General features: G+C 45.9%; 28 protein-coding genes and 1 other annotated feature. Of the genes, 12 read left to right on the top strand and 16 right to left on the bottom strand.

The window, feature by feature from the left end:
• Positions 1 to 54 precede the first annotated feature (54 nt).
• The gene (locus tag MHH93_RS16305) at positions 55 to 537 is read right to left on the bottom strand and encodes an ATPase (protein WP_500054861.1); all 483 of its coding nucleotides are present in this window, start codon (positions 535 to 537) and stop codon (positions 55 to 57) included.
• A gap of 188 nt (positions 538 to 725) precedes the next feature.
• Between MHH93_RS16305 and MHH93_RS16300 the strand changes: the two genes are divergently transcribed.
• Together MHH93_RS16300 and MHH93_RS16295 are read left to right on the top strand one after the other, a co-directional pair.
• Complete coding sequence (locus tag MHH93_RS16300; RefSeq protein WP_192135861.1) at positions 726 to 1,901, top strand: MFS transporter; 1,176 nt, start codon at positions 726 to 728, stop codon at positions 1,899 to 1,901.
• Between the two features lie 481 nt (positions 1,902 to 2,382).
• A complete protein-coding gene (locus tag MHH93_RS16295; RefSeq protein ID WP_192135859.1) occupies positions 2,383 to 2,730 on the top strand; it encodes a toprim domain-containing protein in 348 nt (115 codons plus the stop codon).
• A gap of 78 nt (positions 2,731 to 2,808) precedes the next feature.
• Here the strand turns inward: MHH93_RS16295 and MHH93_RS16290 are convergent, their stop codons facing one another.
• Positions 2,809 to 3,420, bottom strand: a complete 612-nt coding sequence (locus MHH93_RS16290) for an SCO family protein (protein WP_192135858.1) — start codon at positions 3,418 to 3,420, stop codon at positions 2,809 to 2,811.
• Between the two features lie 424 nt (positions 3,421 to 3,844).
• Between MHH93_RS16290 and MHH93_RS16285 the strand changes: the two genes are divergently transcribed.
• A complete protein-coding gene (locus MHH93_RS16285; protein ID WP_500054860.1) occupies positions 3,845 to 4,825 on the top strand; it encodes a metal-dependent hydrolase in 981 nt (326 codons plus the stop codon).
• Positions 4,826 to 4,941: 116 nt separating this feature from the next.
• Here MHH93_RS16285 and MHH93_RS16280 read toward each other — a convergent pair whose 3' ends face one another.
• Positions 4,942 to 5,160, bottom strand: coding sequence for an alpha/beta-type small acid-soluble spore protein (locus MHH93_RS16280; protein ID WP_024634589.1), 219 nt, complete (start codon positions 5,158 to 5,160; stop codon positions 4,942 to 4,944).
• 120 nt (positions 5,161 to 5,280) lie between these two features.
• On the opposite strand from MHH93_RS16280, the gene MHH93_RS16275 reads away from it, so the two are divergent.
• A complete protein-coding gene (locus MHH93_RS16275; RefSeq protein WP_500054859.1) occupies positions 5,281 to 5,481 on the top strand; it encodes a hypothetical protein in 201 nt (66 codons plus the stop codon).
• A gap of 112 nt (positions 5,482 to 5,593) precedes the next feature.
• Here MHH93_RS16275 and trpS read toward each other — a convergent pair whose 3' ends face one another.
• Complete coding sequence (gene trpS / locus MHH93_RS16270) at positions 5,594 to 6,589, bottom strand: tryptophan--tRNA ligase (protein ID WP_421891805.1); 996 nt, start codon at positions 6,587 to 6,589, stop codon at positions 5,594 to 5,596.
• Positions 6,590 to 6,664: 75 nt separating this feature from the next.
• Positions 6,665 to 6,930, bottom strand: a binding site (T-box leader).
• 247 nt (positions 6,931 to 7,177) lie between these two features.
• Here trpS and MHH93_RS16265 point away from each other — a divergent pair.
• Positions 7,178 to 8,152, top strand: coding sequence for an aldose 1-epimerase (locus MHH93_RS16265; protein ID WP_500054858.1), 975 nt, complete (start codon positions 7,178 to 7,180; stop codon positions 8,150 to 8,152).
• 214 nt (positions 8,153 to 8,366) lie between these two features.
• The gene (locus MHH93_RS16260; protein ID WP_017692382.1) at positions 8,367 to 8,600 is read left to right on the top strand and encodes an alpha/beta-type small acid-soluble spore protein; all 234 of its coding nucleotides are present in this window, start codon (positions 8,367 to 8,369) and stop codon (positions 8,598 to 8,600) included.
• Between the two features lie 88 nt (positions 8,601 to 8,688).
• Here MHH93_RS16260 and MHH93_RS16255 read toward each other — a convergent pair whose 3' ends face one another.
• Both MHH93_RS16255 and MHH93_RS16250 read right to left on the bottom strand, forming a co-directional pair.
• Positions 8,689 to 9,102, bottom strand: a complete 414-nt coding sequence (locus MHH93_RS16255; RefSeq protein ID WP_500054924.1) for an O-methyltransferase — start codon at positions 9,100 to 9,102, stop codon at positions 8,689 to 8,691.
• Between the two features lie 273 nt (positions 9,103 to 9,375).
• Positions 9,376 to 11,175 (bottom strand): M3 family oligoendopeptidase, encoded by a 1,800-nt coding sequence (locus tag MHH93_RS16250; protein WP_500054857.1) that lies wholly within the window; start codon positions 11,173 to 11,175, stop codon positions 9,376 to 9,378.
• Between the two features lie 118 nt (positions 11,176 to 11,293).
• Between MHH93_RS16250 and MHH93_RS16245 the strand changes: the two genes are divergently transcribed.
• Together MHH93_RS16245 and MHH93_RS16240 are read left to right on the top strand one after the other, a co-directional pair.
• A complete protein-coding gene (locus tag MHH93_RS16245; RefSeq protein ID WP_500054856.1) occupies positions 11,294 to 11,464 on the top strand; it encodes a YycC family protein in 171 nt (56 codons plus the stop codon).
• The gene (locus tag MHH93_RS16240; protein ID WP_062324061.1) at positions 11,461 to 11,694 is read left to right on the top strand and encodes a hypothetical protein; all 234 of its coding nucleotides are present in this window, start codon (positions 11,461 to 11,463) and stop codon (positions 11,692 to 11,694) included. The genes MHH93_RS16245 and MHH93_RS16240 overlap by 4 nt, the downstream gene beginning before the upstream one ends.
• 12 nt (positions 11,695 to 11,706) lie before the next feature.
• On the opposite strand, the gene MHH93_RS16235 is transcribed toward MHH93_RS16240, so the two are convergent.
• The 3 genes from MHH93_RS16235 to MHH93_RS16225 all read right to left on the bottom strand — a co-directional run bounded on the left by MHH93_RS16235 (position 11,707) and on the right by MHH93_RS16225 (position 13,268).
• Positions 11,707 to 12,438 (bottom strand): DUF2225 domain-containing protein, encoded by a 732-nt coding sequence (locus tag MHH93_RS16235; protein ID WP_500054855.1) that lies wholly within the window; start codon positions 12,436 to 12,438, stop codon positions 11,707 to 11,709.
• 43 nt (positions 12,439 to 12,481) lie between these two features.
• Positions 12,482 to 12,859 (bottom strand): globin domain-containing protein, encoded by a 378-nt coding sequence (locus MHH93_RS16230; RefSeq protein WP_500054854.1) that lies wholly within the window; start codon positions 12,857 to 12,859, stop codon positions 12,482 to 12,484.
• Positions 12,860 to 13,103: 244 nt separating this feature from the next.
• The gene (locus MHH93_RS16225) at positions 13,104 to 13,268 is read right to left on the bottom strand and encodes a hypothetical protein (protein ID WP_155984997.1); all 165 of its coding nucleotides are present in this window, start codon (positions 13,266 to 13,268) and stop codon (positions 13,104 to 13,106) included.
• A gap of 152 nt (positions 13,269 to 13,420) precedes the next feature.
• On the opposite strand from MHH93_RS16225, the gene spoVV reads away from it, so the two are divergent.
• The gene (gene spoVV / locus MHH93_RS16220) at positions 13,421 to 14,674 is read left to right on the top strand and encodes a dipicolinic acid transporter SpoVV (RefSeq protein ID WP_500054853.1); all 1,254 of its coding nucleotides are present in this window, start codon (positions 13,421 to 13,423) and stop codon (positions 14,672 to 14,674) included.
• 104 nt (positions 14,675 to 14,778) lie between these two features.
• Positions 14,779 to 15,582: an NAD kinase gene (locus MHH93_RS16215; protein ID WP_036673293.1), complete on the top strand. Its 804-nt coding sequence runs from the start codon at positions 14,779 to 14,781 to the stop codon at positions 15,580 to 15,582.
• A 32-nt stretch (positions 15,583 to 15,614) separates the two neighbouring features.
• On the opposite strand, the gene MHH93_RS16210 is transcribed toward MHH93_RS16215, so the two are convergent.
• Together MHH93_RS16210 and lipA are read right to left on the bottom strand one after the other, a co-directional pair.
• Entirely contained in the window at positions 15,615 to 16,034 is a 420-nt protein-coding gene (locus MHH93_RS16210) for a YutD family protein (RefSeq protein ID WP_500054851.1), read from the bottom strand.
• Between the two features lie 14 nt (positions 16,035 to 16,048).
• Complete coding sequence (gene lipA, locus MHH93_RS16205; protein WP_253440726.1) at positions 16,049 to 16,948, bottom strand: lipoyl synthase; 900 nt, start codon at positions 16,946 to 16,948, stop codon at positions 16,049 to 16,051.
• Positions 16,949 to 17,188: 240 nt separating this feature from the next.
• Here lipA and MHH93_RS16200 point away from each other — a divergent pair, with 240 nt between their 5' ends.
• Positions 17,189 to 18,259, top strand: a complete 1,071-nt coding sequence (locus MHH93_RS16200; protein ID WP_500054849.1) for a M23 family metallopeptidase — start codon at positions 17,189 to 17,191, stop codon at positions 18,257 to 18,259.
• 126 nt (positions 18,260 to 18,385) lie between these two features.
• On the opposite strand, the gene yunB is transcribed toward MHH93_RS16200, so the two are convergent.
• The 4 genes from yunB to zwf all read right to left on the bottom strand — a co-directional run bounded on the left by yunB (position 18,386) and on the right by zwf (position 23,159).
• Entirely contained in the window at positions 18,386 to 19,267 is an 882-nt protein-coding gene (gene yunB, locus MHH93_RS16195) for a sporulation protein YunB (RefSeq protein WP_500054848.1), read from the bottom strand.
• A gap of 259 nt (positions 19,268 to 19,526) precedes the next feature.
• Positions 19,527 to 20,171, bottom strand: coding sequence for a fructose-6-phosphate aldolase (fsa, locus tag MHH93_RS16190; protein WP_036605718.1), 645 nt, complete (start codon positions 20,169 to 20,171; stop codon positions 19,527 to 19,529).
• Positions 20,172 to 20,257: 86 nt separating this feature from the next.
• On the bottom strand, positions 20,258 to 21,151 hold the full coding sequence (gene gnd / locus MHH93_RS16185) for a phosphogluconate dehydrogenase (NAD(+)-dependent, decarboxylating) (protein ID WP_062838007.1): 894 nt from the start codon (positions 21,149 to 21,151) through the stop codon (positions 20,258 to 20,260).
• 553 nt (positions 21,152 to 21,704) lie between these two features.
• Positions 21,705 to 23,159: a glucose-6-phosphate dehydrogenase gene (gene zwf, locus MHH93_RS16180; RefSeq protein ID WP_500054847.1), complete on the bottom strand. Its 1,455-nt coding sequence runs from the start codon at positions 23,157 to 23,159 to the stop codon at positions 21,705 to 21,707.
• Positions 23,160 to 23,574: 415 nt separating this feature from the next.
• Here zwf and MHH93_RS16175 point away from each other — a divergent pair, with 415 nt between their 5' ends.
• Complete coding sequence (locus tag MHH93_RS16175; protein WP_036605715.1) at positions 23,575 to 23,895, top strand: winged helix-turn-helix transcriptional regulator; 321 nt, start codon at positions 23,575 to 23,577, stop codon at positions 23,893 to 23,895.
• 195 nt (positions 23,896 to 24,090) lie between these two features.
• On the opposite strand, the gene MHH93_RS16170 is transcribed toward MHH93_RS16175, so the two are convergent.
• Positions 24,091 to 25,248, bottom strand: coding sequence for a Gfo/Idh/MocA family protein (locus MHH93_RS16170; RefSeq protein WP_500054846.1), 1,158 nt, complete (start codon positions 25,246 to 25,248; stop codon positions 24,091 to 24,093).
• Between the last annotated feature and the right edge of the window lie 10 nt (positions 25,249 to 25,258).

Below are 25,258 nucleotides of genomic sequence, written 5' to 3'. Positions count from 1 at the left end.
CAATTCCTTCAGGCTGTCCAGCCAATTCTGCAGCACGTACCGATTCCCCCTTTACTACGATGCTGGTGCTGTTTTGTTCTCCTGTGCCTGTTCGACAAATGTACGTATCGTTTCGTTGTCGAGTTTCCATTCGCCAAGTGAAATTCCGCGGAAGGTCACATCCACTTTATCGGATTGATTTCTGCCCTTAATTTCCACATTGGGACTTGTGATGGTAAATGCTCCATCCGATCCTTTGACGTAAGTTGCTTTGGAAGCTTCCTTCAGCATCATGCTAGTTGCTTCCTTCTTCAAGGTGTCCATCGTACTGGATTGCACGTCTGTCACTGTCTGTTTGATCTGATCAATGGAGATGCCGCTGTATATCAGTAGAGCCGCAATAATGATGATGGCAATCAACCATTTCAATACGGTTTTGACCACATTCAGAACAAAGAACAATATGATCAGCGCAACCACGATCACCAACCAGTTCTGCATCAGAAACTCTTTGATTACTTCTATGTTCATGACTACACCTTCCGTATTTGAATTCATTCGTAACACTCCCGAATATTATACATGATTTCCGAAGCCGCTGTCAGCTAAGCCCTCTCCCTTAAAAATAAACGGTCTAAGTTCGTCCCGCCAGGCGTACAAGTAGTACCATAAGGTTCTGCTGGCGAACGGGAACACGTTCAAGACCTGTAGTTTGCACATGCATCGCTTAACAAGGAGGGGCTTATGTGAAAACGGCCATCTGGCTATACCTGTTTTTGTTCCTTGCTGTATTCGATCTGCACGCCCAGTATCCCATTCTGACTCCTTTTGCCATCTCGCTGGGAGCCGCCCCTACTTTCATTGGCTGGATGATGGGCATCTATTCCTTGACGCATCTACCTGGCAATCTCATTGCCGGAACACAAATTGATAAACATGGCAGTCGCCGCTACATTGTATTCAGTCTGCTCGGGGCTGGATTCATCCTGCTCCTGCAAGCCTACGTCCAGACACCATGGCAACTACTCGCGCTGCGTTCCGTCAGCGGTTTTGTACTGGCCTTTCTGTCTCCTGCATGTCTCGCCCTGCTTGCACAGTTATCCAGCGATCCGGTGAAACAGGGAAAGTATATGTCGGGACACGGGGTAGTACATACCCTCGCTTCTGTGGTATCTCCCGCAGCAGGTGCGATCATTGTGGGTTCCATGGGATTCTCTGCTACATTCTCAGGCTTGGGTTACTTGCTCATTCTTACAGGTGTGATTGCTTTCATGACCATGCCTCGTGGCATCATCAAGCAGCATGAGAGAGTGACTGAACCTGCCAAACCTGACGTTTCACCAGTAGATGCCAAAAGTGCATTCCTCCCGGTGTCCTGGCGCTATTTTGCCCTGCCTCTGGTTATTGCTTGTGCTCAAGGGATTCTCTTCTTTGAGCTGCCCCTGCGGGGAGGAGGGCATTCATCCATCATGTCTACCGGGTTGTTATTTTCCATTATTAGCATTGGAGCTCTTTTCACACTGAGCATGTTATTCCTTAACCGGTATTCCCCCAAGCTACGTCTGGTTGCGGGTGTGCTGCTGATGTCCTTGTGTTTCTTTGCAATGGCCGCCATTCCGCAAATCCCGTTGTCCACCGTATTATTTGTACTCGGGATGTCCAAAGGCATTATCTTTCCAGCTATGGCAACCCTATTTATCCGTCTGAGCGGAGGAAGCAGGTTGGGCCGTATTTTCTCGCTGCAATCCATTGCCACATCCATCGGCTCTTTTATCGGCCCAATCACAGCCGGGCAACTTCGTGTCGGGTTATCGCCCTATTTCATCGCCTTTGTTTTGTTAATGATAGGTATGCTGTTGCTTCCATACTATACATCCAGACGCGAAGCTTCCCTCGCCGATCCGAAAAGTATATTGAATTAGGCCAGTATTTTCATTAGCTTTGCATCATTCCCCCATTTACAGCTAAACTATATAAAATGGAATGACTTTTTACACACGAACGGAACGGCCTAGGGGGCATAAGCGCTGCTTCAAGATTTCAACTTTTTCTTAAATATCATCATTAGGTATGGACGATCATTGGAAGTAGTGAAGGGGACGGAATCGATTTTGAAGAAGCGGTAGCGTTCGCCTTTGTCTCCATATTTCAACCTTAAAAAATAAAATCAATCAGAAATTTGGAGACAACAGCGATCGAAGGAACGATCCGTAACCGTAACGGCCACTACTGATCAGAATTAATTCCTGATGTATGTGAAGAAGAATTCAGAAATCAGACGTGCTCCTGTCCGCGTGGTGAACAGTGTAAAGAAAAGGAGTCCATTTTATATAATCAGTCGATTTTCGCTGCAACATTTCCCGGGGAATGTCGACATAAGCTCTCGAACAAGAGGTGAATACCATGCCTATTCATGTCATTGTGGAAGGTAAGAATGACCGAAGCAAATTGAAACGTCTGGTTGGTCCCGAGATCAACATTCTATGTACGTTTGGAACACTTAATTCACTCAAACTGGAAACCCTGCGCAAACAAGTCGGGTATGATGAAGTTTATTTATTTATGGATAATGACAGTTCCGGCAAAAAAATTAGAGGTGTGCTTCGGGATGCTTTCCCGGATGCAGTACAGATGTATACACGCCGAGGATATGCTGGTGTGGAAGGAACACCTGATGAGTATATCATCGCCCAGCTGGAGAAAGCCGGGTTAGAGACATACATCCAATACCCTGAACATCCTTCCTTTTAAAAAGAAATGCCAAAAGGCTGCCTTTCGGTTGATATCCAACCTGAAGGCAGCCTTTACAATAGGAGTAGTATCCGATAATTATTCCTTGATCAGATTGCGAATATCCTCGGCAATTACAGCAGGTACAACATCCTCTGTATTGAACGCATTATATACCTTGCGAAGCTGGTTATTCTGATCCACCAAGCCAATCATATTCATATGGGCAAAATCGTCCTTATTCTCGCCTTCAATCAGGATTTGGAATGAATCCCTGGCGAACTGTTTTGTTTTGTCCATATCCCCTCGCAAGAAGTACCATCCGGAATAATCCGCATGGAAGCGATCCGCAAACGTCTTGATCTTCTCTCTTGTATCGACTTTCGGGTCGAATGAAATGGAGACAAACGAGACATCTTTACCAAAGGTGTCGTCCTCTTTCAACAGATCCTGCACCTGGGATAACGTGAACGTCGTAATAGGGCATACATCCGGACAACTGGTGAAATAAAAGTAGAACAAACGGACCTTTCCTTGAGTATCCTCCAGGGATACCGTACTGCCATCTACATTTTCCATGGAAAAGGATTGGATCTCGCGAATCTCGGGTAATTTCTCCTTACTGGCAAATACGGTGCCCCACATCAGATACACAGCCATAATAAGTGCGAGCCCAAGCAATATCCATGTCCATTTGTACTTTTTCAGCATCTTTCTCGTCCCTTCTGTATCTTCCTTTTGTGAATACGCATACATATTTGAACTTAAAAACACGTTTGTTTAACTTCATCCATCTACTGTGACATATGTACTCCAAGAAACCTACTTTTTATGAGATTCTATATTATTGTAACGGTTTGACGTAACAATGCCCATACATATTTATGGAACATCTTGAACGCGTAGGCTCTGACGAAATCCCGCTCACTATCCGATATAAAGTTTATCACAGGAAATGCTGAAATAGTTTGACAAACTACGTACATTTATTGGGTATGGACCAGGTTATTGTCATAACTTTGAAATTAGGGATGTTTTGCATCCTGACAGACGGATATTATACACTATATATGGGTATCACCTAGATAGAGAAGTAATATGCCTTAGAACGATACACCACACAAAGGAGACGTTTATGGATACCTCTACACATTTTGTCATGGGGATTGGTTTAGCCGGTCTGGCTTATGTCGATCCTGTCGTTGCGTCCAACCCTATGCTTGCAGCTGCGGTAATGGTTGGCACGATTGCCGGTTCACAGGCCCCTGACATCGATACTGCGTTACGTCTCAAAAGCAATTCGCTTTATATTCGGAATCATCGGGGCTTGTCACACTCCCTGCCATTTCTCCTGTTATGGGTTCTGCTCATCACCGGCGTCATCGCACTGATATTCCCTGGTGTCCCCATTGGACATGTTGCCACCTGGACCGCTGTAGCCGTAGGCGTTCACGTATTCACCGATCTGTTCAACACCTATGGAACCCAAGCCGCCCGACCTTTTACGGAACGCTGGATTGCCTGGAATATCATTCATATTTTTGATCCGTTTCTATTCACTACGCATGTCGTAGCTATCCTCTTATGGGCCTTTGATCTGATCGCCCCTGCACCACTCTTCGTTACGTTGTATAGTTTGACCGGTTTATATTATATATGGCGAACGATTGCTCGTGCCCAAGCGGTCAGAAAAGTTAGACGTCTGGACAACAGCCCAGAACAAGCAAAATACATCGTAATTCCAACGATATCCTGGAACCGCTGGCATGTGGTTAAACGAGTTAAGGATGGCAGTTATGTGATCGGAAAAATGGATGGTTCGAACCTGGTATGGAGTCTGCATGCCTCGTCTTCTACTCATGCGGCCGTTGCTGCTTCACGCAAATCACCGGAAGTCAGTGCTTTCCTCTATTTCACCTCCTATGCGGTGGCAGAGGTTGAAGAGCTGCCTGCCGGTTACAAGGTCCGCTGGGCAGATGTACGTTATCGACACCGGAAGCAATATCCATTTGTCGCGGTAATTGTGATGGATCGAAATTTTGAAACGATCGATACGTATGTAGGCTGGTTAAGCGATGAGAAGATGGATAAAAAACTTTTATCCGCACGCCCTTGACGAAGTGAGCACGGCAAGGCACAATCAGACATAGGAACTGATACGCGAGAAAGCCCGGAGCGTTTCCGCCCCGGGCTTTCTGTTTATCCTTTTTTAGTGCTGTTGGTTAGGATGAATTATTTGCCAGACCCAGCCAAAGACTGCTCAGCGATTTGTACCAGACGTTTGGTGATATATCCACCCAAAGATCCTGTTTCACGGGAAGTGTAGTTACCATAGTACCCGTCTTGAGGGATAGTTACACCCAGTTCCTGTGCAGCTTCCATTTTCAATTGTTGCAATGCTGAATTTGCCTGAGGTACCACCAAGTTGTTAGAACGAGATCCTTGAGCCATATTTATAATCTCCCTTCAATCTGTGTCTGTAATGTAATTGCAAGCTTGCAAGATTATTATGGCTCGCAGGCTACAGGTTATACGGAGTTTTACTAAATTTGTAGATGGAGGTTTTTCCCAATGAGTAAAGGTCTATCCTTATGGTTCGCATTCTCTTCGATTGTTTTGTTAACGGTTTCAGCAATTATGATCTCCTACTCCGGCTGGTTCGCTGCTTTATTGTTTGTCCTGTCCGTTGCCAACATTGGCTGGGGATTTGTGATTCGTGCCAAAAAAGAACGTCAGGAAGTTCGCTCGGCGGCTTCAGATCCTACTTCTTGAGCAAATATTTAACGCAAGTTAGAACATATGAAAAAAGAGGAGTCCTTCAATGGACTCCTCTTTTTCATATTAACTATTCATGCCGTTACATAAAGACTTCTTATCTTTAAGACTACGACAACGTACGTCTAGGAACAAACCCCATCCGTTCTTTCACCGCACTCAGCGTCTGAGAAGCAACCTCTTCTGCACGACGAGCTGACGTATCCAGAACATCGGCCAATTCGCCAGACTCACGAATCTCATTATATCGTTGTTGCAGCGGTTCAATAACAGACACCACGACTTCAGCCAGTTCCTTTTTGAAAGGACCGTACATTTTGCCTTCATAACGCTCAGCGACTTCCTTCAGCGTCATACCCGCACATTCAGCGTAGATACTCATCAGGTTGCTAACTTCCGGTTTGTTGGCCGGATCATATACGACTTCACGTCCCGAATCTGTAGTGGCACGGCTGATTTTTTTGCGGATGACATCCGGCGGATCCAGCAGGGCAATATAGCTGCCCGCATTAGGGTTACTTTTGCTCATCTTCGAAGAGGCATCATCAAGCGACATTACCCGTGCACCTACCTGTGGGATATACGGATCGGGAATCGTAAAGTACTCCCCATAGCGGTGGTTAAAACGTCCTGCCAGATCACGTGTCAGTTCCAGATGCTGCTTCTGATCCTCACCTACCGGTACAAGATCAGCATTGTATAACAAGATATCAGCCGCCATTAATGATGGATACACGAATAGTCCCGCACCCACGGAATCTTTACCGGATGATTTATCCTTAAACTGAGTCATGCGTTCAAGCTCACCCATGGAGGTCAGCGTCGTCATCAACCAGCCCAATTCTGCGTGTTGTGGTACATGGGATTGAAGAAATACGTTAGATTTCGAAGGATCAATACCTGCTGCAAGGAACAGCGCAGCTACCGCTTCCGACTGCTCACGCAATGCTGCTGGCTCCTGAGCCACGGTGATTGCATGAAGATCAACTACCATGAAATGACATTGATAATCATGCTGGAGTTTTACAAAATTTTTGATTGCGCCAATATAGTTGCCCAATGTGAGCTTACCGCTTGGTTGAATACCTGAAAGAACTGTTTTCATTGCACATAACGCCTCCCTGATTGGATATAAAGTAGCTCCTGTCATTCTCTGCGAACGCAAAAAGGCCCCACATCCGCAAGGGACGTGAGACCGTGGTGCCACCCTTATTCGCTTTTCTCCTACTCCCTGACCCTTAATCAAGTCAAGCTGAAGAAATGCCTTCATTGTTCCGTAACGTGGATTATACGGCAGACTCTAGTGGGGCGAGCCCGTCTCTGGCTTCACCTGTTCAAATCCACACTCAAGGGTCCATTCGGTAAAGAGCTCACACCGGTTCGCATCTACCACCGGCTTTCTGAAGAGGATTCTCTTGGCCTACTTATCCCTGTCATCGATTTCATGTCATTCAATTTGAATAAATGCTTTCAGAGTTCCATCTTAATGCGCAAAGGCGCGAATGTCAAAATGAGTTGAACTTTTTTACCCGAGACATCAAAATCTGTTATGATGGAATTGCTTATCCTAAAGCCTGCTTCACACAAAGCAGCGCAGGAAATAGCTGGCATGTACACAATGACACGCCTGCATCAGTACAATTAATCAACAACTGCTTGCAGACAGATTTCAAGTGGGAAAAGGAGCATCGATATGAAACAAGTGACCAAAGGCCAATGGAATGGTTACGACACGTATATCCTACATAGCCGTGAATTGGAAATCACCCTGCTGCCGCGTCTTGGGAATAATATTATTTCTATTCGTGATTTAGTGCAGGACCGAGATATCGTCCGCCGTCCGGATGAAGACGATCTTGCCTTTTATCTGCAGAAGCCGTACCATTTTGGCGTTCCTCTCCTAATTCCACCAGGACGCATTCATCGGGGACAATTCGAATATGAAGGTGTTGGGTACCAGTTCGATCAGAACACGGCGAATGACAACCATATTCACGGCCTCCATCGTACCCAATCCTGGTGTGTCAGTGACATTGAGGAAGATGAAGACGGCTGTGCAATTACGACTGAATTACTAACTGAAAATGAAGAGCATTGGATGGCTCAATTCCCTATCCCCCTGAAACTTGAGATGACGTTCAGTCTGCAAAACGCTGTATTTAGTCAGCGTCTGCGAGTCACCAATCTGAGCTCAACGCCTGCTCCTTTTGGGATGGGATATCATACATGGTTTTTGTTAGACGGCAAACCTGCCGACTGGACACTGCAACTCCCTGTTTCCGGAATATACGGACAGAACGAAGAACAACTACCGACAGGTGAATTGGAACCGCTGGGTGAATGGTCTGCTCTTAACGATGGCATCAACTTGCAGGGACGTAACTGGGATACCTTGTTGAAAGCTACCGAAGGTGAACCGGCTACAGCTTACTTACGCAGGCAAGATGGATATACCTTGAAATATTCAGCAGATGAAGCATTTTTTAAACACTGGGTTCTCTTCACCAAAGGTGAATCTGATCAGTTCTTGTGCATTGAACCATATACTTGGCTCCCGGATGCACCTAATTTGGATTTATCGGATGAGGAAACCGGGTTGATTCGGCTAGAACCGGAACAGCCTGTTGAGCTATTTACACGTATTGAGGTTATACCTCCTACAGACTAAGCCAGCTAACTACCTTCTATACTGCATTTACGCATTGTACGTATATCACCAACTATTTCGATATTCTCATACAACTCGCCGACCCAATACGGGTCGGCTTTTTATTGTGTTCTGTCCACTGTGAATCACCCATATTTTCCCTTACGCCATATCATGTATATTTCCTTATTCTCTAACCATACTAACATCACCAACCCATAAGGAGGTGACACATATGTACGGAGGTCAAAACCAAGGTAGCGGTAGCCGCTCCAACAACCTGGTCGTTCCCCAAGCAACTGCAGCATTGCAACAATTGAAAATTGAAGCTGCACAAGAGCTGGGTGTAACTATTCCACAAGATGGTTACTACGGTAACTATACTTCCCGTGAGACAGGTTCTCTGGGTGGATACATCACGAAACGTCTGGTGCAAATCGCTGAGCAGCAATTATCGGGTCGTTCGTAAGCTCGCAATGATTGCTTGAGCCTAAGCAGAATCCAAAAGTAACAAAAGCGGCCTTCTTCGGAAGTGCCGCTTTCTTTGGTGCAACGAATTATGAAGTCGATTCCATATCTGTATCCTTGTATGTATTGGTTCTAGGGTAACGAATCATCAAGCTCGCCATATTGTAATTAGATTCCATCGTTGCATCTACCAAAATCATACCTTGTCTTACTGCGAAGTCATATGATATTTCACCATGTGTCCAATTGCGTTTGAATTTCAATGTTTCCAGTGCCATCGACCGAAAAGAATTTCTTTGGGTTTCATTTAGTCCCCCTTCCTCCACATCCATCTGCCCGTCCCGTCCAGTTATCGGATTATGTCGAATACCGAACTTCCCAATTACGTTGTTTCGTATTTGCACAAAAACTACCCCTGAATCTAACCCTGACAACTCATGATCAAGCTCTTTAAATACTAAATCTAACTGACGTGCTAATGAAAGCTGTTCAATTTTCATAATAACACTCCTCCTACATGCTTATAGTCCTATTTAACAAGGACTTACGACTCATTATATGACATCATTTGCGCATGTTCAACAAACAACGGCAAACTTGGGTATTTTTAACTATAATTTGCACAATTAATTGCCATTCACCTTCCTTAAAGTGAGTTTTTTCTTTCATTTACGACAAAATATTTGATTATCAAAAATTAGGATTACGAACAAAAAGAGGCCGCAATTCCGTGTCTGTTCACACAGGATTGCAGCCTCTTTCATATTATGTTCAACCTATTTTTGGGGTGCTGTCATCTGCAGAAACTGCTCAATATCGGCAATAACCAAGTCCGCAGCATTTTGCCAGAAATCCGGTTGTGTCAGGTCCGTACCCAAATGTTTCTGGGCCAGCTCTTCGACCGTCATACGTCCTGTATCCCGCAACAAGTCATCATATTTATCTGCAAATGCTGTACCTTCTTGCTGTGCTCTCGCATAGATTCCCGCACTAAACATATAACCGAACGTGTATGGGAAGTTATAGAATGGCACACCTGTCAGATAGAAATGCAGTTTGGATGCCCAGAAATGAGGGTGATCTGAGGCAAGCGCGCCGCAGAATGCTTCCTGCTGGGCCTCCACCATTAATTTGGATAATTCATCCGCGTTGACCAGCCCTTTTTTGCGTTGTTGATAGAAACGATTCTCAAACAGGAACCGGGCATGGATGTTCATAAAGAAAGCCACACTGCGCTGTATCTTGTCTTCCAGCAAAGCCAGTTTCTCTTGCTCATCTGTTGCTGCCTGCACCAGGGCATCTGCTACAATTAATTCAGCAAACGTGGACGCTGTCTCAGCCACATTCATCGCATAACGTTGATTCAATGCAGGCAACTCTTCCATAATGTGTTGATGATATCCATGACCAAGTTCATGCGCAAGAGTCGACACATTAGACGGTGTCCCGGAGAAGGTCATGAAAATTCGGGTTGCTTTGCTAAGTGGCAAAGACGTACAGAATCCTCCCGGACGCTTGCCGGGGCGGTCTTCAGCTTCAATCCAGCGTTTCTCAAAAGCCATCTCTGCAAAAGAAGAAAGTTTAGGACTGAACTTGGCAAACTGTTCAACGATATTGATAGCTGCCTCATCGTAAGTGATTTTGCCACTGGATTGGCCTACCGGTGCGTCTACGTCGCTCCAACTGAGCTTGTCTACCCCCAGCAGTTCTGCCTTGCGCTCCAGATATTGAACAAGTGCAGGTTTGGCTCCATTAATCACATCCCACATCGTATCCAGTGTCTGACGTGACATCCGGTTAATGGCCAGAGGTTCTTTGAGGATATCATCCCAGCCACGTTTCTCATACAACTTCAGTCGGAATCCTGCGAGGTGGTTCAGCGTGTCTGCACAGAAATCTTCGACATCGGTCCAAGCCTGCTCCCAGTTTGCAAATACCGTCTCGCGTACATTCCGATCACTATCACTCAGCTTGTTGGCAGCCTGTCCTGCGGACAGCATTACCGTTTCTCCATCTTGCTCAAAAGGAATGTTCACCTTGCTGACAATCGTATTATAGAATTTGCCCCAACCATGGTACCCATCCACACCCAGATCCAGGGCAAGGCCTTCCAGTTCTGGCGAAAGCTTCTCACGAGCCAGCGTGCGACTCTCGTTCAATGCAAATGCCAGCGGCTGGATTTCTTCCCGAGCAATCCATGCGTCCCACACCGAATCCGATGTCTGACTAAGTGTATTATCGAACTTCGACTTACTGCCGTTCAGCATCGCAGCAATGGAACTGATGGCCCCCTGAAGCTGCGTTGCCTTCTTGTCCTTCTGGTTTTGTGATGAGAGGCAGCCTACAAACGCAGAACCTTCCGATACGCGGATATAGCAGCTCTGCAACAGTTCCAAAATCGGATCAAATGCAGCCGTCTCTTCTAATGAAGTCGGTGCGGGTGTTTCGTTCAACAGATGTTGCAGTTTGCGTACATCCTCTTCCAGTTCAATCAGATACGCAGCGAATGATTCGGAGGAAGAACCTCCACTAAAAATGGACTCCAGATCCCATACGGGGTGTAATGGCGTTTTCATTTAATAAGGCACCTCTCTCTATAAATTGGATGGTTAGAATTGAATTAAAAACTGGTTTTATGCGTGTCATATCTCTATACTAGAGAAATACTTATAGCAACTTTCAGGAGGTAAACGTATGAAACCTTTACAAGTATCGGCTGATACAGCCGTCAAATTAGCAGAATCCCTGGGCGTACCTTTGGAGCACCTGATGCACATGCCACAACATATCCTGATGCAGAAGATTGCGGAACTTGCCAAACAGGAAGCTACCAAACCTTCCGCACCAGAAGGCGAACAAGAATGATTCCGTTTGAGAACAGCTGGCCTTACGATATTGTGATGGGAGACATCTATGTACAGCAATGTCCCTATTGTCATGCAAGCAATGTGCTGCTCCCCCTCAAACCCAAAGAGCTTGTGCGCATTCGCGAAGGCAAAAAGAAGTTGCTCGTCTTTCCCTGCTGTAATACCAGCATGACCGTGATCGACAACGACAGTGACTACTTGTTATCCAGCCGTCCTGTCCGTAATTAATGCAAGATCAACCTAGAGGGGGCTGCGCTTTGCAGCCTCTTTATCTGCTTCCAGCATCTCTTCAGGAAGTTCCAACTTACTTGAAATCATCTGTTCACGCAGCACGGCCCACTGTTCCCTTGAAGCACGGATCATGGCCGCATCTGTGATCCGCTTGTCATGAATGACCTTGCTGAACCATTGCACTGCTTCATTAAACCGTCCTACCCTGCGGTTCAATTCCCCGAGCAAATACAACAGTTTGGCTTCATTACCGCCCGTTCCTTCCCGTTCGAACACTTTCACATAGGCTCCAAGGCTAAATTCGAGAAAACGATGTTCCTGTGCATGGTCCTCCATATATCGATACAACCATGCAATATGATGCAACAGACCAGCGACGACACGGTCTTTCTCCTGAATAACCTGTGCACATAGCAAGGCAAGCTTGTACGTAGCTAGCGCCTGGTCCAGTGTCCGTGCTCCGCTATAATCACGTTTTACCCAGCGATTACCGACCTGTTCCTTAAAAGCCTTGCGTTGAGCATCATTCAAATGCTCCGTTGCGTTCTCCGTGGAGGCAAATCCGCACTGCGGACAGATGCGAACCACATAAAAATCCGGATTCTCCAGCTTGTAGTAAGCACAAAAATCTGAATCTGTCCGGTAGGGCCTTTTCAAACTAGGTCTTACACGTGAGGTTTCATACTCGGTTTCGCAATAATGACAGGTCACTTTCACCTTATACAGCGGCTCTAATTCCAATCTCTTCCATCCCTCTCCCGTACGCTTATAATCATATTCGGAACTACGGTGTATTCACAAAATGATGTGCAGGCCCGGATAAACGCTGCAGGATAAACGAATGCAAGGGCTCCTCCACACCGATCTGTGTTAAGGCTTGATCCATACATGCAAGCCAAGCTTCAGCCCGTTCAACCGTCACTTCAAAATGCATATGACGGGCACGCATCATCGGATGTCCAAACGCTTCGGAAAACAGATCAGGTCCTCCAAAAAACTGAGACAAAAACATATACTGCTTATCGATGACCGGCTGAATATCTTCCGGGAAAAGCGGAGCCAGTTGCTCATTCTGCTGAACGATTGGATAGAAGGCCTCGACCAGTGCGCGAACACCTTTCTCACCACCAAGATTTTCATAAATACTTAAACTGGGATTCATTCGTCTGATTCCCCTTTCTGATGTCGAATTTTGCAATATATTACACGTTCCGTGAACATTGTGAAAACAGTAACAATATCCAGGCCACAAAAGCCTTTATCTCCATTCTATCAAAAAAAACCAAAAAGTCCTATATAACATGTAATCATCAGGATGCATCCCCTGCCATCTGTATATAGGACCTTCTTCCGAACACAACACAAAAAAAGCGCCAACCCCATAGGTTGGCGCACTAGATATTCCATTAATAACTCCGCCAGTCCTCTTCCTCAGAGCGTACCAGCGAGGCACGTATCACATATACAAAAGCACAGACCAGGATTCCGGTGACAAGACTCATGATCATCACTCCATCCGAATTGAATTCCACCTTGGAGACAATTAGGTGACGTTCAGGCGTTTTTCTCATTTTAGCACACATCACTCAAAAACACAGCCACTTTTGCAAGCGCTTTCTGCGTATAATTTTGTACTGTTTGTCCACTTTTTTTCATATATTGATGGCAATAGCATCACAGACTTCCGCACACCGACCATTCCAAAAGTAAAGGAGAAGAATTCATGGCTACTTCACAACGACTTACCCGTGTCCTGGTCACACTCGCTCTCCTGATCTTTTGTGTGTTAATGGTCTTGTATCCAGCGGAAACCTGGCATGCAGGTGTACGCGGACTGTCCATCTGGTGGGACGTATTGTTTCCCTCCCTTTTTCCTTTTTTGGTGTTGTCCGAGCTGCTGCTCGGCTTTGGCATTGTTCATTTTCTGGGTACCTTGTTAAATCCACTGATGCGTCCTTTGTTTCGTGTTCCCGGAAGCGGTGGTTTTGTATTTGCTGTGAGCTGTGCATCCGGTTATCCTACAGGGGCGAAACTGACCGCCCAGTTATGGGAACAAAAGCTGGTTACCCGGGAAGAAGGAGAACGGCTCGTTGCCTTCACCACATCATCCGATCCCATCTTCATGATTGGAGCCGTATCCGTTGGGTTCTTTCACAATGTCGCCATTGCTCCATTATTGGTTGCAAGCCATTACGCTGCGGCTTTTCTGGTGGGTATACTCATGCGTTTTCACGGCGGTACAGCGAAAGGCTCAGCGCCAGACCTCCCTTCTGCATCTCCATCGGGTGAAATACCCGGAAACAGACTGGTTCGGGCCATCTACGCGATGCATGATGCAAGAAAGGCTGACGGACGGGCATTCGGCGAACTGCTGCGCCAGGCAATCTCCTCATCCCTTCGCCTTATTATTATCGTAGGAGGGCTGGTTGTATTCTTCTCGGTCATGTTGGAGTTGCTTGTGCAGACAGGTTGGCTTGCTGGATTGTACGGAATTACCGAGCAATTGCTTCGATATAGCGGGCTTCCTCCATCCTTATCTCCTAGCTTGGTCGGTGGGTTGTTTGAAGTAACGCTGGGGAACAAAGAGGCCGGAAGTGCCGGGGCATCCGTCCCACTCGTCTATAAAGTTGCAGCAGCGGCCTTTGTTCTCTCCTGGGGCGGATTATCCGTCCATGCACAGATTATGAGTGTTCTGAGCAGCACCCCCATGAGATACGGCCCATTTCTATTTGCCAGAGCGATTCATGCGCTAATCGCACCTCTGCTGGTCCTGATGTTATGGACACCCATGATGGGACGTTCCTCTTCACCCGCTCTCATGGAGCCTGGTTTCATCCCATCGTTATCGACCTATGCACCAGACTGGGGGCTGATCTTCCTGACGGGGGTCATTGTTTTTGCGAGTATCATTGTATTGTTGCTATTCCTTACGATATTAAGTTATTTCTTCAAGCCAAGACGACATGCCAAAAAATAAGTCACTCATCCATCTATATTTAACTGAATATGCCTCCAAACGTTGTGTTCTTCCGCGGAATTGATTATCATCGGTAGTATAATGACCACAAAGGAGCTTTCATCTTGAGATATTATGTTCAAGACCGCGGAGACCAGTTATCAATTGATCTCAGCCAGCAGTTTCATGCGCTGGCGAAGGAAGAAGGGTTCAAGCTGGATGCAGAATCGCCGGAGATTGTCATCTCCATCGGGGGCGATGGTACGATGCTACAAGCATTTCACAATTTCATCGACCGTATTCCGGATATTGCTTTTGTTGGGGTTCATACAGGCCACCTCGGCTTTTACGCCGATTGGAAGAAGGAAGAATTACGGGAATTAGTTCGGCTGATGAGTGGCAAAGGAGATCCGGAACGTCTCAAACCACGCATTGTACAATATCCGCTATTGGAGCTTGAGATTCGGAAAAAGTCGGGTAATTCCTCCTACATCGCCCTTAATGAATTTACGTTAAAAGGTGTGGATGGTACCGTCGTGGCCCAAGTGGATATTAACGATGTGACCTTCGAGATGTTCCGTGGGGATGGAATCTGTGTATCCACGCCTTCAGGCAGCACGGCATACAACAAGGCCCTTGGCGGTGCCATGGTTCACCCAACTATTGAGGCCATTCAGATTGCGGAAATTGCTTCGATTAATAACCGTGTCTATCGGACACTCGGTTCACCGGTTATTTTGCCCAAGCATCATCATTGTGACATTTTCTCCCGCAAAGATCAGCGGTTATTGATGACCATTGATCATGTGAACGTGATGGTGGAAGATCTAATATCCGTCCGTTGTCAGGTATCGAGTCACAAGGTCAGTTTTGCGCGTTTCCGTCCTTATCCATTCTGGAATCGGGTTCGCACGGCATTTCTTGACTAAAAAAAATAAACACACCAAAAAAGCGGTCCTTCTTAGGAACCGCTTTTTGCTTTGGCTTGAGGCTGATCTTTGCTCTTCTGAAGCACAAAATACGCACAGCCAAAGTTACAATATTCATTGATATAATCGACCATACTGGCGATTGTTGAATCCTTCGTCGCTTTCGGATGGTTATCACGGTAAAACCCTTTTAACCTTAACTGGCTATAACCCCAGTCCCCGATAATATAATCATAACGCTCCAGCACCTCGCTGTAACGATCACGGAAGACCTCTGGATTCCAGCCCTCCTTGTGGTTCTGGACGATTTCATAATTTTTGGTGCCAATCTGTACAATGACCGGTTCTTTGGGCTTTTCTTCAACTGACTCAACAACCGCTTCCTGAACCGGCTCCTGGATCTGCTCCTGAAGTTGGTCCTGAATCTGTTCTGTAATTTTGTTTTCTTCCAATCGGGTGTCCTCCATCACGCGTGTGTTGCCGCCTGTTCAGCATGTTTGGTAGCCGATTTCACCTGTTCATGCGCATGGTAGGAGCTGCGTACCATCGGGCCGGACTCGACATGGCTGAAGCCACGTTTTAATCCTTCTTGTTTCAATGCAGCGAACTCCTCTGGCGGATAATACTTTTCAACATACAGATGTTTCTCCGATGGCTGCAAATATTGACCAATCGTCATAATATCACAGTCCACTGCACGAAGATCATCCATGGTTGATAAAATTTCATTATATTCCTCACCTACACCAAGCATAATACTTGATTTCGTTGGGATGTTAGGTTGCATTTCTTTGGCACGAGCAAGCAATTCCAGTGAACGTTTGTATTTCGCCTTGGCACGTACTTTGTCTGACAACCGCTCAACTGTCTCAATATTGTGATTCAGAATGTCCGGTTTGGCATCCATTACAATCTGCAAAGATTCCCGATCGCCCAGAAAGTCTGGAATGAGTACTTCAACGCTGCATAATGGCAACCGCCGCCGTACAGCCTTTACCGTCTCTGCAAAAATCGTAGCTCCCCCATCCTTCAGATCATCACGGGCTACACTTGTAATGACGCAGTGTTGCAGATTCATCTGCTCTGCTGCTTCTGCCACGCGTTCAGGTTCCTGCAAATCAAGCTCGGTTGGCAAGCCTGTATTCACCGCGCAAAAACGGCATGCCCTTGTGCAAATATCGCCCAAAATCATAAAAGTGGCCGTTCGGTTGGCCCAACATTCATAAATATTCGGACACCGTGCTTCCTCACATACCGTATGCAGCGTTTTGGAACGCATCATCGTTTTCATTTCCTGATAGTTATCGCCGGTTGTCAATTTGATCCGAATCCAATCCGGCTTCGGTTCTTTAACACGTTTTGCCAATGCATAAACCTTCTTTCTACTGAAGTTAGGCTGTTGCTCGGAACATATTATACCATGAAAGCGTTGGAAAAACTCCCATTTGTCACATCTTGTGCATTCCTGCCCGATCTGGACAATTCGGATCATTCGATTCATACCAAGTGCTTACATGGATAAAATGAGATCTTTTGAAGAACGCTAACCTTTAGCTTGGTTCATCGGGTACCTTGTATCATTCTAATGGAAAGGGGCTGCTTCCCAGTGCAACAACGCTTGACCTTCAGGCATACGTACAGCTTTTGGATCAAAACATTACTTGCAGGTACTCTGCTTCTCCCATGCTTGCCTGTTGATGTTTATGGTGAACCCGCCCAGGCCGCTCCGAAACCACAGGCAGCTGAGCTAAAGCCCGCAGAAATCTTCGCTGCACGTCGCCATTTATATGAGAGCATCGGTCAGATGACTCAGATTCCCTGGTACAGGCTGGCCGCCATTGATCAATATGAACGTACGATTACCCGTGCACATCCAAAGGATCGCAAGCATCCAGAGCGGCTCACAGGTATCTTCATGACCCCTCCAGCCTGGAGGGGATGGCTGAATCCTGATGAGACGGATCAACATCCGGATTCCATTCTTTTTTTCAAAGGATATGGACGTGATGGTTCAGGAGATGGGATCGCGGATGCCAACAATGATCAGGATGTGCTATACAGCATAGCTTCTGTGATTCAGGGGTACGGGAACAAACAAGAGGACTTCAACATTGCCCTGTGGGAATATTATCACAACTCCCGTGCTGTGCAACGGATACAGCAATTTGCGAAGTTATATGAGCATTTTGACAATTTGGATCTGTTTGGACATGCCTTTCCGGTTCCACTCGGAACCAATTACTCCTATCGTAGCACCTGGGGGACAAAACGTAGCTGGGGCGGCTATCGCATTCATGAGGGAACGGATATCTTCGCTCCGCATGGTCTACCCGTGCGTAGCACCTGTTACGGAGTCGTGGAAATCAAAGGCTGGAACCCGTTTGGCGGCTGGCGCATCGGTATCCGGGATTTGAACAATCATTATCACTATTACGCCCACCTGTCGGGTTTTGATAAAAGTGCTCGCATCGGTGAAGTCGTTATTCCCGGTCAGGTTGTAGGTTGGGTTGGCAGTTCGGGTTACGGGAAACCGGGAACGCAAGGGAAATTCCCTCCGCATCTGCACTATGGGATCTACCGGGACAGCGGACTCCACGAATGGTCGTTCGACCCTTATCCACAGCTGAAACATTGGGAACAGGAGGAACGCAAACAAAAGAACAAGAAAAGCAAGTAAGACGAGAATATGTCAATATAACGTTTCCGTTAGGAGTACGATGAGCATGCGAATAAGGGACCTCTTCAGTAGAGGCCCCTTTTCTCATTTTCTACTGAGAGTCTTTTTATCAGCAATTGATGTGTATCACGGATGCGTGTCCTTGTTAGACTGTGATCCCCCATTCACATCGGGCAGATTATCCGGCTCAAATTCAAGTTCACTTCCTTGCAAATGGTCGTCGGATGGCGTCTGTTGCTGGTTCTGGCTAGGGGGATTCGTAGTCACTCCACTACCGCTAGATACTCCCGTATGACCGGATGGCAGCGCAATAGCCGGGGCATTACCACCGTTACTGCCCACCGGCTTGCCCTGATTATCGTAATAATACATTGGCACATCCCCAACAACCAACAGATAGGATATCGGGATTTCCGTATCAACGGTTTCGGGCTCCATGTCGAAGGGCACCACAACCGCGACCTCCGCAATGATGTGAATGTACACTTCCACCAAAATCATGTTAATCCCCGCATTTTGCTGACGGGTGTTTAGGTCCACTTTGACAGCCCCTTGAGGCTCAATACGTACCGGTATACTCGGACCAAAGGAAGCCATCACCGGACTACCCAGTGCCTGCCCCAGCGGAATTTTTTCTTTTAACATGTGTACATTCTGCAGCGTGGATTGCACAATATTCATTGTACTTGCGGTAATACGCATATGCTCATTGTAGTTCAGCATGAAACCGGACACTTTCCCGGCGGTATCCGTCTTCCAATCAATCAGTCCTTCGTTGGTCTTGCCATCTGCCACCTGTGCTGTAATCGCCTTGTTGATCGCTTCGGTCGCAATCTGCTTCACTCTGATCTTGGCCAAGTGCATGATGGGGGGCTTCATTTTCTTATCTACGTAAGCAAAACCCTGCATCAAACAAAACACGGTGACCAATAAAATGATCAACCACATTTTGCGCTTGCCGCTTGGCGGCTTACGGCGTCTCCGGCTTCGCCATTTTCTTCTCATCATCGAAGTGTCCCTCCCCTGCGGGATGAGCTATAGGCTATATGTTAACCTTATGCACCGTTGTCCTGAAAAAGAAGGACAGTACGTAGACACTGGACAGAAAGTAACAACAACATTCATGAGACAAGGTTGTAATGTTCATTCACTACCTAACCGGGAATCGAAAACTGCGTAAATAAAAAAGCCTTTCGCCAGCAGATTACTCTGCTAGGCAAAAGGCTTTATGTTCAGACCACCTAAAGATTAAGGCTTGTCTATCCTTTTATTTCGGAACGGATTCCCAGTCTTTCAGGAAACGTTCAATCCCGCTGTCCGTCAGTGGGTGTTTCCAAAGTGTCGGCAGAAGCGAACCTGGAATGGTCGCAATGTGCGCACCGGAAAGGGCCGCATCTTCTACATGCTTGATATTGCGAATGCTTGCTGCGATAATCTCGGAAGGCAGATCATACATGTCCAGGATCAGACGCAGATCACGAATCAATTTCATACCATCCACCGCAATATCATCCAAACGACCAACGAATGGACTGATGTAGGTTGCCCCGGCTTTCGCCGCCATCAGACCCTGTGCTGCGGAGAAGATCAGCGTGACATTGGTTTTGATCCCTTTTTGCGTCAACTCATGACAAGCATACAGCCCATCTTCGGTCATCGGCAATTTAATGACTACATTCGGTGCCCATTCTGCAATTTCATAAGCTTCCTTCAACATATCCTCGGCTTTGAGACCGATAACTTCAGCACTGACCGGGCCTTTAACCACGCCACAGATCTCCTGAATGACTTCTTTAAATACGCGACCTTCTTTGGCAATCAAAGACGGGTTAGTCGTGACTCCATCCACCAGACCCAGACGTTCGATCCGTTTGATTTCTTCCACATTCCCTGTATCCAAGAAAAATTTCATGATATGTTACCTCCACTTGATGAATTCGTAAACACGATATAAGTCATTACCCGATGTTCATCATATGTTAACAGTTATATATAAAATTAGTTCTTCTCGACAGCGTGACCGCCAAATTCATTACGCAGTGCAGCTACCACCTTACCAGTGAACGTATCAGTCTCCAGGGAGCGATAACGCATCAACAAGGACAACGCAATAACAGGTGTAGCCGTTTGAAGGTCAAATGCTGTTTCTACCGTCCAACGTCCTTCACCGGAAGAATGCATTACGCCTTTGATTTCATCGAGGTTTGCATCTTTGGAGAAGGCACGTTCTGTCAGCTCCATCAACCAAGAGCGGATAACGGAACCATTGTTCCATACACGTGCTACTTGTTCGAAGTCGAAATCAAATCCACTTTTCTCCAATACGTCAAAACCTTCACCGATGGATGCCATCATACCGTACTCGATACCATTGTGAACCATTTTGAGGAAGTGACCGCTGCCCGCTTTACCTGCATACAGATAGCCGTTCTCAACGGAAGTATCTTTGAATGCCGGTTCAACGATTGCCCAAGCTTCCGGGTCTCCACCGATCATATAACATGCTCCATTACGTGCGCCTTCCATACCGCCAGATGTACCTGCATCCATGTAGTGAATGCCTTTGGTTTTCATCTCTTCGTAGCGACGGATGGATTCTTTGTAGTGGGAGTTACCCGCTTCAATGATGATATCGCCTTTAGACAACAATGGGCTAACTTCAGCCAGTACAGCATCTACCACGTTGTGAGGAACCATGATCCACAATACACGTGGGGATTCGAGCGAAGCCACCATCTCTGCGTATGAAGATACGCCTTCAGCGCCGTATTCTTTCATTTCGTTTACTGCTTCAGCGTTCAGGTCAAAAGCAACCACTTCATGTTTGTGATCAATCAAGTTTCTACCCAGGTTCAATCCCATTTTTCCTAATCCGACTAGTCCAAGTTTCATTTTAAAATCCTCCTGTTATGAACAATGTTTAAATTTCATTTGCGCTCAAATATTAATTAAGGTTTGCGTTATGCAGCAACCGTTCCGGTGATGGATCGTTCTTATGATCGCTGTTGTATCCAAATTTTTTTGAACTATTTTTCTTATAGTTAAAATTCGGATACAAAGGCGAACGCTTCGCTTCTTCAGAATCGATTCCATCCCCTACACTACGGCACTACACCAAAAGAAGTTAATTAATTTGAACACCATCTATATTAAAAAATTTTCACGGCCCTCCGGCAAACATAACCGGAAGGGCTTATGCAAAATTGGAACGGTATAATTCATAAAAAATGAGATCTGTATACATCATAAAAGCTACTTCATCTATATCAGCATTTTGCATCATTTCGATCAACTCGCTTCCGAATACAAGTTCTAGAAAACGAAAAGAACCATTTCGTTCATATCCTGTTTACTTGAAAGACGGTCTTTGGATTTGTGCAAAATGTTCATTGGTGAACACAATGGATTACTATTGTGTTCTCAGATGATTACTCTGTTGTAACACTTACCACCAACGGTAGCCATCTGCAGCTGTCAGGCGATCTGCTGATTCTGGGCCATGCGAACCTGCGCTGTACGTATCCAGTGGCACGCTGCCGGCTTCAAATGCTTCCTGAATCGGTTGAACCCACTGCCATGCCAGCTCCACTTCGTTCCAGTGAGCGAAGAAGGTGGAATCACCACGCATAGCGTCAAAGATCAGATTCTCGTACGCTTCAGGGATGTTACGTTTACCTGAGTTGAAGGTCATATGCATTGGTTCCACTTCACCATGGTTCAATGGATTCTTCGCATTTAATTGAAGGGAAATACTTTCTCCCGGACCAATCTCAATCGTTAGCAGGTTAGGTTCCGTTGTATTCTCGGATTCATGCCCCGTCTTCAGTGGAGCCTTGAATTCAACAACGATTCTGGTGGATTTCTCAGCCAGGCGTTTACCTGTACGGATATAAAATGGTACCTCACTCCAAAACGGATCATCGATCCACAGTCTCGCGGCAACATAGGTCTCGTTCTGCGATCCAGCTGGGATGCCAGGCTCGTCCAGATATCCAACAACCGAAGTGCCTTGCAGCTCACCTGCGGCATATTGCGCACGAACGACTTCAGAAGCGACGTTTTTTTTCGTCAACGGACGGAGTGCTTCAGCAATTTTTTGCTTTTTGAATTGAATTTCTTCTGGTGTGCAACGTTTAGGCAAATGCAATCCAATCATCATCAGCAACTGAAGCATATGGTTCTGGAACATGTCACGAAGGGCACCGCTTTGGTCGTAATACGCAGCACGTTCTTCAACGCCCACCGTTTCACTTGCTGTGATCTGTACATTGGCAATATAGCGGTTAGACCACAACGCCTGAATTACCGGATTTGCATAGGTGAGTGTCTCAATATTTTGAACCATTGGTTTACCAAGGAAATGGTCAATGCGGTAAATCTCTTCTTCCGCAAAGGTATTGCTCAGTTTTTCGTTCAGATCACGAGCGGATTGCAGGTCGTGTCCGAATGGTTTTTCGATAATCAGTTTTTTCCAGCCTTTAGTGTTACCCAGGCCACTTTCTTGAATGTTCAATGCGATTGGCTCAAAGAATTCCGGTGCCACCGACATGTAGAACATGCGGTTTTCGGGGATGTTAAGCTCTTGTTCACGCTGCTGAACCAGTTCCAACAGTTTAGTGTAATCTTCAAGCTTCGTATTATTTAAAGAACAATAACGAAAAGCACCGATGAAATCACGAACTTGAGATGCTTCTTCAGGCGTCTGACGAGAGAATTCATGAAGTGACTTTTCTACATTTGCCTGAAAGTCCGCATCCGACAATTCACGCCGTCCCAAACCGATAACGGAGAAGGAATTCGGCATTTTCTGATCCATGTACAAGTTATATAATGCAGGGTAAATCTTACGTTTGGCTAAATCGCCTGTTGCCCCGAACAGGACAAATGTCATTGCATCCATTGGAGTGCCTCCTGTGATCTGTGCAGTATAGTATATGATGTTGCAAAATGTTCAAATCCAAGCATGACAAAAGACGGAATAAGTGGGTGTCGTCCCCGCCTTGCCTCCGTTTATATAACACACCTGAATTTAACCATGGAACATTCCTTCTCTCCACAACCTGTATTTAGGTTATAAATTGTAACCATTTGAATTAACGTTACCCATATTACACCTGTCGTCACAATTCGTCAATAATCGTGTCGAAACTGTGAACTCCAGTGTTTATAGGCTTTTTATTTGATGATAACGCTTTATGTGGTAAGATTAAGAACAATTGGTATGTGACATTTTACACATATGGCCTGTGGACAAGTAGGTTACAATAAGTATACTAATGATATTACAAGCAATACTAAACCGAAGGAGTACAATCATGAGCGATGATGAGAATGCCAAGCAAATATGCACAAAAGTGGAACAATCTTATCAGATCATTGGTCGAAAATGGGTAGCCCTCATTATTCATGCATTGATGGAGGAGCCCAAACGCTTCAGTGAGATTCACGCTTATATCCCTGACTTGAGCAAACGTGTGTTAAATGAGCGAATGAAGGAATTGGAGGAAGAAGGACTTGTGGTTCGCCATGTGGTCACGGAACGTCCAGTTCGAACTGAATATATGTTGTCACGAAAAGGCACGGAACTGGGGAGAGCACTAAGCGCTGTGGAACGTTGGGCTGATAAGTGGCTATAACCTTTTGATGAAGCCTTATTATATTAATTTAAATTTTAAATAATAATGGTGCACAGTAAGATAACGTAATAACGTCATTTCAAAAATATGAATGGATACAATTATTGTATTTTTAGAACAGGAAGATGTCTCAGACCTAAAAAAAGATGCCCATCCTCACTTTTTTGTGAGAAGGCATCTTTTTCACATAAAATACTACGAATCCAAGTTGCTCCCGAGCGTAATACTCGAATCCTCAAAGTTTTCCACCGTCGTCTTTTTTTCATAAAAATGTACAGCATGTTGCATAATTCCTTCTCTTGTGTAAAACGTATCTTCGGCCCCTAGTGGAAAAACAACCTTTTCTCCCGTACTTGCCGACTTATAGATACCCACAATCAGTTCAAGTGTATTCCGACCACTTTGACCATCCACCAGAAGGCGTGATCCTGTCTCAATAGCATTTAACACATTCTCAACTTGCCCAGCGTGACCGACATGAATAACATCCGGTAGTTCGTCAGCGAGCTTCTGAATCTGTTGCTCCAACTCTCGATTTGATTCCGGAAACCCGTTGCTCCGTGAGGTAGAAGCTACCACTTTCCAAGGTGCAGACACTCGGGCTTCCTTGCCCTGAAAAATTAATTGTTGCTCCTCTCCGTGATGTACGACGGAACTGGTAATCATGCCAAGCGCACCTGATTGAAAGCGGAGCATCGCCATGGATATATCCTCGACTTCCGCATTATCATGCGCCGTATTTGCCATCATGGACTGCAATTCCACCGGAGGTCCCATCATCCATAACATGGCATCAATATGATGCACCGCATGATTGAGGGTACAGCCTCCACCCTCTTTTTCCCATGTACCGCGCCACCACAGATCATAATAATTGTGCCCACGCCACCAGAACGAATCAACCTGCACATGTAGTATAGGGCCCATCTGTTTACTGTCTAACACACCTTTCAGTTTCATCATCGGTGTCGTAAACCTATTTTGAGCTACAACAGATAGTAACCTGCCACTTTCTTGCGCTACTTTCAGCATCAGATCCGCTTCCTCCAAGGAAGATGCCATCGGTTTTTCGACCAATACATGCGCACCTGCCTGCATGAAATCACATGCAATGGAAGCATGCGTATATGGCGGTGTACAGATTGATACCAGATCAATGTTTTGGGTAAGTAACTCCGTATAATCCGTAACGACTTGTGCACCTTCCAGTCCATATTCGTTCATTCGCTTCTGTGCTTTATCCACGTACATATCGACCACAGCCACAATCTGACATCGCTCAGGAAATGCCAAGTATGCCGAGATATGTGCTCCACTAATTGCTCCTGCGCCGATAATCGCCACTTTTAACATCGTTGCATCC

This window comes from Priestia sp. FSL H7-0729 (genome assembly GCF_038005685.1).
Classification (GTDB): domain Bacteria; phylum Bacillota; class Bacilli; order Paenibacillales; family Paenibacillaceae; genus Paenibacillus.
Note: the sequence above shows the minus strand (reverse complement) of the source record. Positions and strands in the feature narration are given on the sequence as shown.

Bases quoted from the DNA above. Each gene is read 5' to 3' on its own strand.
- MHH93_RS16305 (WP_500054861.1), bottom strand. From the start codon at position 537: ATGAATTCAAATACGGAAGGTGTAGTCATGAACATAGAAGTAATCAAA.
- MHH93_RS16295 (WP_192135859.1), top strand. From the start codon at position 2,383: ATGCCTATTCATGTCATTGTGGAAGGTAAGAATGACCGAAGCAAATTG.
- MHH93_RS16290 (WP_192135858.1), bottom strand. From the start codon at position 3,420: ATGCTGAAAAAGTACAAATGGACATGGATATTGCTTGGGCTCGCACTT.
- MHH93_RS16285 (WP_500054860.1), top strand. From the start codon at position 3,845: ATGGATACCTCTACACATTTTGTCATGGGGATTGGTTTAGCCGGTCTG.
- MHH93_RS16280 (WP_024634589.1), bottom strand. From the start codon at position 5,160: ATGGCTCAAGGATCTCGTTCTAACAACTTGGTGGTACCTCAGGCAAAT.
- MHH93_RS16275 (WP_500054859.1), top strand. From the start codon at position 5,281: ATGAGTAAAGGTCTATCCTTATGGTTCGCATTCTCTTCGATTGTTTTG.
- trpS (WP_421891805.1), bottom strand. From the start codon at position 6,589: ATGAAAACAGTTCTTTCAGGTATTCAACCAAGCGGTAAGCTCACATTG.
- MHH93_RS16265 (WP_500054858.1), top strand. From the start codon at position 7,178: ATGAAACAAGTGACCAAAGGCCAATGGAATGGTTACGACACGTATATC.
- MHH93_RS16260 (WP_017692382.1), top strand. From the start codon at position 8,367: ATGTACGGAGGTCAAAACCAAGGTAGCGGTAGCCGCTCCAACAACCTG.
- MHH93_RS16250 (WP_500054857.1), bottom strand. From the start codon at position 11,175: ATGAAAACGCCATTACACCCCGTATGGGATCTGGAGTCCATTTTTAGT.
- MHH93_RS16245 (WP_500054856.1), top strand. From the start codon at position 11,294: ATGAAACCTTTACAAGTATCGGCTGATACAGCCGTCAAATTAGCAGAA.
- MHH93_RS16240 (WP_062324061.1), top strand. From the start codon at position 11,461: ATGATTCCGTTTGAGAACAGCTGGCCTTACGATATTGTGATGGGAGAC.
- MHH93_RS16230 (WP_500054854.1), bottom strand. From the start codon at position 12,859: ATGAATCCCAGTTTAAGTATTTATGAAAATCTTGGTGGTGAGAAAGGT.
- MHH93_RS16225 (WP_155984997.1), bottom strand. From the start codon at position 13,268: ATGAGAAAAACGCCTGAACGTCACCTAATTGTCTCCAAGGTGGAATTC.
- spoVV (WP_500054853.1), top strand. From the start codon at position 13,421: ATGGCTACTTCACAACGACTTACCCGTGTCCTGGTCACACTCGCTCTC.
- yunB (WP_500054848.1), bottom strand. From the start codon at position 19,267: ATGATGAGAAGAAAATGGCGAAGCCGGAGACGCCGTAAGCCGCCAAGC.
- fsa (WP_036605718.1), bottom strand. From the start codon at position 20,171: ATGAAATTTTTCTTGGATACAGGGAATGTGGAAGAAATCAAACGGATC.
- gnd (WP_062838007.1), bottom strand. From the start codon at position 21,151: ATGAAACTTGGACTAGTCGGATTAGGAAAAATGGGATTGAACCTGGGT.
- zwf (WP_500054847.1), bottom strand. From the start codon at position 23,159: ATGGATGCAATGACATTTGTCCTGTTCGGGGCAACAGGCGATTTAGCC.
- MHH93_RS16175 (WP_036605715.1), top strand. From the start codon at position 23,575: ATGAGCGATGATGAGAATGCCAAGCAAATATGCACAAAAGTGGAACAA.
- MHH93_RS16170 (WP_500054846.1), bottom strand. From the start codon at position 25,248: ATGTTAAAAGTGGCGATTATCGGCGCAGGAGCAATTAGTGGAGCACAT.